This is a genomic window from Pseudomonas sp. 22526, from assembly GCF_052044735.1.
Classification (GTDB): Bacteria; Pseudomonadota; Gammaproteobacteria; order Pseudomonadales; family Pseudomonadaceae; genus Aquipseudomonas; species Aquipseudomonas piscium.
Genome location: NZ_JBQENK010000035.1, coordinates 20,899 through 27,749 on the forward strand (window position 1 = coordinate 20,899; position 6,851 = coordinate 27,749).

Annotated in this window: 5 protein-coding genes; all 5 read left to right on the forward strand. The window is 66.1% G+C overall.

Translation table 11 applies throughout. From position 1 onward, the window contains the following. The 5 genes from ACTJKT_RS30495 (at position 1) to ACTJKT_RS30515 (ending at position 6,589) form a co-directional block, all read left to right on the forward strand. A complete protein-coding gene (locus tag ACTJKT_RS30495) occupies positions 1–792 on the forward strand; it encodes a phosphate/phosphite/phosphonate ABC transporter substrate-binding protein (RefSeq protein ID WP_440790253.1) in 792 nt (263 codons plus the stop codon). Positions 793–1,013: 221 nt separating this feature from the next. After that, positions 1,014–1,535: a sigma-70 family RNA polymerase sigma factor gene (locus ACTJKT_RS30500; protein ID WP_097304764.1), complete on the forward strand. Its 522-nt coding sequence runs from the start codon at positions 1,014–1,016 to the stop codon at positions 1,533–1,535. Position 1,536: 1 nt separating this feature from the next. Continuing rightward, positions 1,537–2,496 carry a FecR domain-containing protein gene (locus tag ACTJKT_RS30505; protein WP_440790254.1) on the forward strand — a complete coding sequence of 320 codons (960 nt, stop codon included), beginning with the start codon at positions 1,537–1,539 and terminating at the stop codon, positions 2,494–2,496. A gap of 241 nt (positions 2,497–2,737) precedes the next feature. After that, positions 2,738–5,398, forward strand: a complete 2,661-nt coding sequence (locus ACTJKT_RS30510; protein ID WP_440790256.1) for a TonB-dependent receptor domain-containing protein — start codon at positions 2,738–2,740, stop codon at positions 5,396–5,398. A 177-nt stretch (positions 5,399–5,575) separates the two neighbouring features. Then, entirely contained in the window at positions 5,576–6,589 is a 1,014-nt protein-coding gene (locus ACTJKT_RS30515) for an ABC transporter substrate-binding protein (protein WP_440790258.1), read from the forward strand. Positions 6,590–6,851 lie beyond the last annotated feature (262 nt).

Consider the following 6,851-nt stretch of genomic DNA (forward strand, 5'->3'; position numbering starts at 1 on the left):
ATGACTGCTTGTTATGCCGAACTGCTGATGTACGTCGCTCCCGAGCCGGTTCGCCAGGCCAATGAACAGTGGCTGGCGGCGATCCTGCAACGCCTCGACTGCACCCGGCTCGATGCCCGGGAGCTGGACCTGATGCAGCTGTGGCTGTCGCCGCGCCTGCTGCTGACCCAGACCTGCGGGTACCCGCTGATGACCGCCCTGCGCGGCCAGGTCCGGGTCATCGGCCGGCCGCGTTACGAGCTGCCGGACAGCACGGCCGGCAATCATTGCAGCCTGCTGCTCGGCCGCGACAACGACCCGCGCCGGACCTTGCAGGCCTTGCGAGGCAGTCGTGGGGTAATCAATGGCGAAGACTCCAACAGCGGCATGAACCTGCTGCGCCAGCGCCTCGCGCCGCAGCAGCGCGACGGCCGGTTTTTCGCCAGTGTCGGCCTCAGCGGCAGCCACCGGGAAAGCCTGCGCTGGCTGCGGCAAGGGCAGGCCGACCTGGCCGCCATCGACAGCGTGACCTTCGCCTACCTGGCCCGTTATGCCGAGGAGGAGGTGGCCGGCCTGCGGGTGATCGCCCGCAGCGCTTTCAGCCCGACCCTGCCCTATATCGGGGTGGCCGGCCTTGGCGAGGAACAGGCCGAACGGATTCGCGCGGCGATGAACCAGGCGCTGCTGGCAATGCCCGCCGTGGCTGAAACTCTGGGGCTGCGGGAGGTGCTGCCGGCCGCTGAAACGGACTACCAGATCCTCCTCGACTATCAGCGCGAGGCTGAAGAGCTGGGTTACGCACGGCTGCGTTGATGGCTTCGACCCTATCGCGAGCAAGCTCGCTCCTACAGGTCTGCGCACACCCTGTAGGAGCGAGCTTGCTCGCGAAAAAATCCATCAGGCGCTATATTTTTTTATTCCATAAAATTCTATAAAAATGAAATTTAAATATTATTAAAGAATAAGCCTTCCTTGTTAGGATCGCCGCACCGGAACACCGGACATACCGCGCAACCTTCTTCATTGGAGCCACTATGTCCGGCGCCGACACCACCCACAGCGACTATGTGGGCGGCCTGTTCCGCAGTCATTACGACTGGCTGTGCAGCCGCCTGCGCTACCACCTGCACCACTCCCTGGATGCCGGCGCCAGCGCCGAAGACATTGCCGCCGACACCTTCGTCCAGCTGTTGAGCAGGCCCGAAGTGCTGCCGATCCGCCAGCCACGGGCTCTGCTGACCACCATTTCACAACGCCTGGTGTACCAGCTGTGGCGCCGTCGCGACCTGGAGCGGGCCTACCTCGATGCCCTGCAACATGACGACGAAGCCGTGCAGCCCTCGCCCCAGGACCTGGCGCAGATGCTCGAGGCGCTGGAAGCCATCGACCGCCTGCTCGACGGCCTGCCAGCCAAGGTCAAGGCGACCTTCCTGCTGTCCCAGGTCAACGGCCTGACCTACCCGCAGATCGCCGAGCAACTGGGGATCTCGCAACGTTCGGTCAGCGACTACATGACCCGGGCCGCCCAGCGTTGTCTGCGCCTGAGCCTGGAATGACATGAGCCAGGAACCGAGCCGGCAACAGCTGATCGACGCCGCCACCCACTGGTGGGTGCTGATGAATTCGGGGCAGGCCAGCGAGGCCGAGCGCCGTGCCTACCAGCGCTGGCGCAACGCGGACTTGCGGCACGAGCAGCTGTGTTGCCAGTTGGAAACCCGCCTTGGGGTGTTCCAGGTGCCGATTGCCCAGGGCATCGATGGCGAGCTGTTGCAGCGGGCGCTGAACGCCCCGAGCAGTCGGCGCAAAGTGCTGCAGCGGGCCTTGCTCGGCGCCGGGGTAGTGCTGGGGGCGGGGGCGCTGGTCAGCCAGCGCGGCCTGCCTTTGGCCGAGCTGACCGCGGACCTGCACACCGGCACCGGCCAGCGCCAGTCGTTGACCCTGCCGGACGGCAGCGAGCTGCGCCTGAATGCCCGGAGCGCAGCGAACATCGACTTCGATCGCCAGCGTCGGGTGGTGCATTTGCTGGACGGCGAAGTGCTGCTGAACCTGGCCAGCGATCCGGCCCGGCCGTTTTTCATCCACACCGCGCAGGCGCGGATCCAGGCCACGGGCAGCCGCCTGCTGGTGCGCGAACGCGACGGCCTGGGGCATGCCACGGCCCTCAACGGACCCTTGGACATCGCCGGGCGCAGCGGCGAACGCCTGCAATTGACCGGCGGCCATGAGGTGGCCTACGACGCCTTGCATTTCGGCCCGGTGCGCCCGAGCCGTGGCAGTGCCACGGCCTGGGTCGATGGCTTGCTAGAGCTGCGCGACACGCCGCTGTCGGAAGTGGTGGAAGCACTGCGCCCGTATCGACGCGGGGTGCTGCGCCTGGATCCGGCTATCGCCGGGTTGCGGGTCAGCGGCCTGTTCCGCCTGGACAACCCGCAACAGATCCTCGACAGCCTGGCCCGCACCTTGCCGATCCGCATCACCCGCCGTACCGATCTGTGGGTCACCCTGAGTGCCGCCTGACCCCCGTTTCTGTAGGAGCGAGGCTTGCCCGCGATGGCGGTTTTCCCGGTCCACCGCATTGGCTGCATCGCGCGCAAGCTGCGCTCCTACACAAGCATTGGCCTGCGCCGCTTGCAGTGGTTCTAAGACCATAACCAAAGGATCTGCAAGTTTTCGCCCGGCCGTTGCACATCACTCCCGTAAACGCTGCGGGGAGCAGCGTTGTTGGATTTCCATTGTTGGATGCTTTTGGGGGGGAGTCATGTTGCCTATATCCACAACCGTGCAGCGTCGTTCGCGTCTGGCCCTGGCCATCGGCCCCTTGGCCGCTCTGTTTCTTGCCGGTGCCCAGGGGGCCGAAGAAGCCCGCCAGCAGTACCACCTGGCACCCGGTCCGCTGGACGAGGTGCTGCTGAGCATCAGCCGGCAAAGCGGCCAGGTGATTTCCTTTACCCCGCAACTGGGCAACTACTCATCGGCCAGGGTCGATGGTTCGTTGTCCGCCGAGCAGGCGGTGGCGGCTGCCTTGCGCGGCACCGGCCTGCAACTGCAAGTCAGCCCGGATGGCGCCTTCATCATCAAGGAAGGCCCGCAACCGGCGAGCGCGACCGGCAGCAAGGCCAAGGCCCAGGGCCAGGCCAGCGAAGCCGCGGCCCCGACCCTCGACCGGGTGGTGGCCATCGGTACCCGGCGCAGCGACGCCACGGCCCTGACCAGCGCGGCGCCGGTGGACGTGATCAACAGCGAGGAGCTGGTGCAGACCGGCGCCACCAGCCTCAACCAGGCGCTGTTCCAGCTGCTGCCGTCGTTCAACTTTCCGCAGAATCAGAGCGCCACCCGCGGGCAGAACCCCAAGGGCGCTTCCCTGCGCGGGCTGTCGCCGGACCAGACCCTGGTGCTGATCAACGGCAAGCGCCGGCACGCCTCGGCGGTGGTCAACATCTCCGGCGGCGTACCCTTCATTGGCGCGCAGCCGGTGGACCTGGACATGATCCCCATCAGCGCCATCGACCATGTCGAAGTGCTGCGCGACGGCGCCTCGGCGCAGTACGGTTCCGACGCGGTGGCCGGGGTGGTCAACATCGTGCTCAAGGAGCGTGACAGCGGCGGCCAGCTCAACACCCAGCTGGGCCAGTACGCCCAGGGCGATGGCTTCAGCAAGAGCGCCGACGGCTGGTACGGCCTGGGCCTGCCGGGGGATGGTTTCCTGACCCTGAGCTTCAACGGCCTGAACAACAAACCCACTGATATCGGCGACAAATACGAGGCTGGTGGCCAGTTGCAGGACCCGCGCTGGGGCGGCGCCAGTCGCGACAAATACAACCTGGCGGCCAACGCCGAAGTCGGCCTCAGCGATCAGTGGCGGCTCTACAGCTTCGCCACCTTCGGCCAGGACAAGTCGGTCAACAACACGCCGCCGCTGCTGGCGAGCAACCCCAACAACGTCGCCTCGATCTACCCCAACGGCACCATTCCCAAGTACCGCTACCGCTATGAGGATGGCGCGCTGACGGTGGGCAGCCGCTACGAGGACGAGAGCCTCGGGCGCTTCGACCTCAGCGCTACCTACGGCCGCGACAAGCATGACGAACTGGCCTTCAACACGGTCAACCCGAGCTACGGCGCCAACAGCCCGACCAAGTTCGATGTGGCCACGCTGATCAACGAACAGACCAACCTGACCCTGGATTACGCCAAGGACCTGGATGTCGCCTGGTCGGAGCATCCGCTCACCGTCTCGGCGGGGGTGGCCTATCGCGACGAGCAATACCGGCTGGAGGAGGGCGACTATTCCTCCTATTCCTTCGGCGGCATCGATGGCGTGCAAGTGGGCGCGGTGCAGGCGTCCGGCCTGACCCCGGATGACGCCGGGACCTACAAGCGGCATGTCGGCGGGGTGTATTTCGGCCTGGAAAACCAGGTCACCGACAAGTTCCAGCTGGGCCTCGCCGGGCGCACCGAACACTATTCCGACTTCGGCTCGGCCACCACCGGCAAGCTCTCGGCGCGCTACGACTTCACCCCGCAGGTGGGTCTGCGGGCCACGGTCAACAATGCCTATCGCGCGCCGACCCTGGGGCAGATCGGCACCTCCTGGACCACTACCACCAACGTCGATATCAACGGCAACCCGGTGCTGACCCGCATGCTCCCGGCCGACCACCCGGCGGCCCGCGCCCTGGGCGCGCAGCCGCTGAAGCCGGAGAAGTCCACCAACTATTCGGTGGGCCTGGTGCTGCGGCCGAGCGAGCAGGCGTCACTGACTATCGACGCCTACCAGATCTCCATCCGCGACCGCCTGCTCTACAGCGGCGGGATTTCCGGGCCGGACGCCGAGCGGATCCTCAGCGAGGCCGGGTTCGGTCAGTACACCTGGGCGCAGTTCATGACCAACGCCGCCGACACCCGCACCCGCGGCGTCGATATCGTCGGCAAGTACAACCTCGACCTGCAGCGTTATGGCGCCCTGAGCCTGTCGGCCGGCTATACCAAGGCGCGCACCACCATCGAGAAGATCCATTCCAACCCGTTCGGCTTCGACGTGCTGACCCGCGAAGCCCAGGGCTTCCTCGAACACGGCTACCCCGAAGACAAGCTGGTGCTGGGGGCGATCCATCGCTACGGCCCCTGGACCATCGCGCTGTCCGAGACCCGCTATGGCGAGTACCGCAAATACGCGGCGTCGGCGGCCAATGCGCAGTACGACCAGACCTTCTCCGCGCAGTGGAACACCGACCTGGACGTCAACTACGCCTTCAGCCGGCAACTGCGCCTGTCGGTGGGCGCCAACAACCTGTTCGACAGCAAGCCCGACGACTTCAACACCCGCCTGCGCCAGACCCCGGGGCAGCAGTACAGCTACCTGTCGCCGTCGGCGCCGGAGGGGGCGTTCTACTACACCAAGCTCACTTACGACTTTTAACCCTGTAGCCGCTGCCGAAGGCTGCGATAAGGGCCGAAGGACCTTGGTTCCCGATTGCAAGCCGGGTGATGAACGTTGGCCCCGGATTTCTGATCCAGAACCGCGGGCCTGCTTCGCAGCCATCGCAGCCCGCGGCAGCGGCTACGGAACACGTGAATAACCAGCAAGAGGTTCACCATGAAGATCATCAAACACCTGCTCGGCACCTCGCTGCTGACCCTCAGCCTGCTGGCCCAGCAGGCGCCAGCGGCGGACAAGCCGGCGCCGATCCACTTCGGCGACATCACCTGGGAAAGCGGCAGCCTGATCACCGAGGTGCTGCGGCTGATCGTCGAGAAGGGCTACGGCTATCCGACCGAGACCCTGCCCGGCAGCACCGTCAGCCTCGAAGCGGCGCTGGCCAGGAACGATATCCAGGTGATCGGCGAAGAGTGGGCCGGGCGCAGTCCAGCCTGGGTCAAGGCCGAAGCCGAGGGCAAGGTGTTCGGCCTGGGCGATACGGTCAAGGGCGCCACCGAAGGCTGGTGGGTGCCGGAATACGTGATCAAGGGCGATGCCGAGCGCGGCATCAAGCCGCTGGCGCCGGAGCTGAAATCGGTGGCCGACCTTACGCGCTACAAGGAGGTGTTCCGCGATCCGGAAGACCCGGGCCGCGGACGCTTTCTCAACAGCCCCACCGGCTGGACCTCGGAAATCGTCAACAGCCAGAAGCTCAAGGCCTATGGGCTGAGCGACAGCTTCGTGAACTTCCGCACCGGTTCCGGTGCGGCCCTGGATGCCGAGGTCGCCTCGTCGATCCGCCGCGGCAAACCGGTGCTGTTCTACTACTGGTCGCCGACGCCGCTGCTGGGCAAGTTCAAGCTGGTGAAGCTGGAGGAGCCGGCGTTCAACGCCGAGGCCTGGAAGACCCTGGCCGATGCCAACAACCCCCATCCGCAGGGCACGCGGTCGATGCCGGCGCGCCTGGCCATCGGCGTGTCCGCGCCGTTCAAGGCGCAGTACCCGGAGCTGGTGAGTTTCTTTGAAAAGGTCGACCTGCCGATCGACCTGCTGAACCGCACCCTGGGCCAGATGAGTGAAACCCGCCAGCCACCGCGCCAGGTCGCCGAGGCCTTCCTGCGCGAGCAGCCGCAGGTCTGGCAAGGCTGGGTGCCGAGCGAAGTCGCCAGCCGCGTCAGCGCTGCCCTGTAACCCGCTTGCCTCTGTAGGAGCGCAGCTTGCGCGCGATGCAGGCGGCGGGGTGTGTCAGGGGGATCGCTATCGCGGGCAAGCCTCGCTCCTACATTGGCCTGCAGCGTTTCTGGCTTCTGTAGGAGCCAGGCTTGCCGGCGATGCGGACTTGCGCCTGGCGCAGTAGCGCTTCTGTAGGAGCGCAGCTTGCGCGCGATGCAGGCGGCGGGGTGGGTCAGGGGGATCGCTATCGCGGGCAAGCCTCGCTCCTACATTGGCCTGC

What these genes read in the sequence shown, in the direction of transcription:
- ACTJKT_RS30495 (WP_440790253.1), top strand. Translation starts at nt 1, where the DNA reads ATGACTGCTTGTTATGCCGAACTGCTGATGTACGTCGCTCCCGAGCCG.
- ACTJKT_RS30500 (WP_097304764.1), top strand. Translation starts at nt 1,014, where the DNA reads ATGTCCGGCGCCGACACCACCCACAGCGACTATGTGGGCGGCCTGTTC.
- ACTJKT_RS30505 (WP_440790254.1), top strand. Translation starts at nt 1,537, where the DNA reads ATGAGCCAGGAACCGAGCCGGCAACAGCTGATCGACGCCGCCACCCAC.
- ACTJKT_RS30510 (WP_440790256.1), top strand. Translation starts at nt 2,738, where the DNA reads ATGTTGCCTATATCCACAACCGTGCAGCGTCGTTCGCGTCTGGCCCTG.
- ACTJKT_RS30515 (WP_440790258.1), top strand. Translation starts at nt 5,576, where the DNA reads ATGAAGATCATCAAACACCTGCTCGGCACCTCGCTGCTGACCCTCAGC.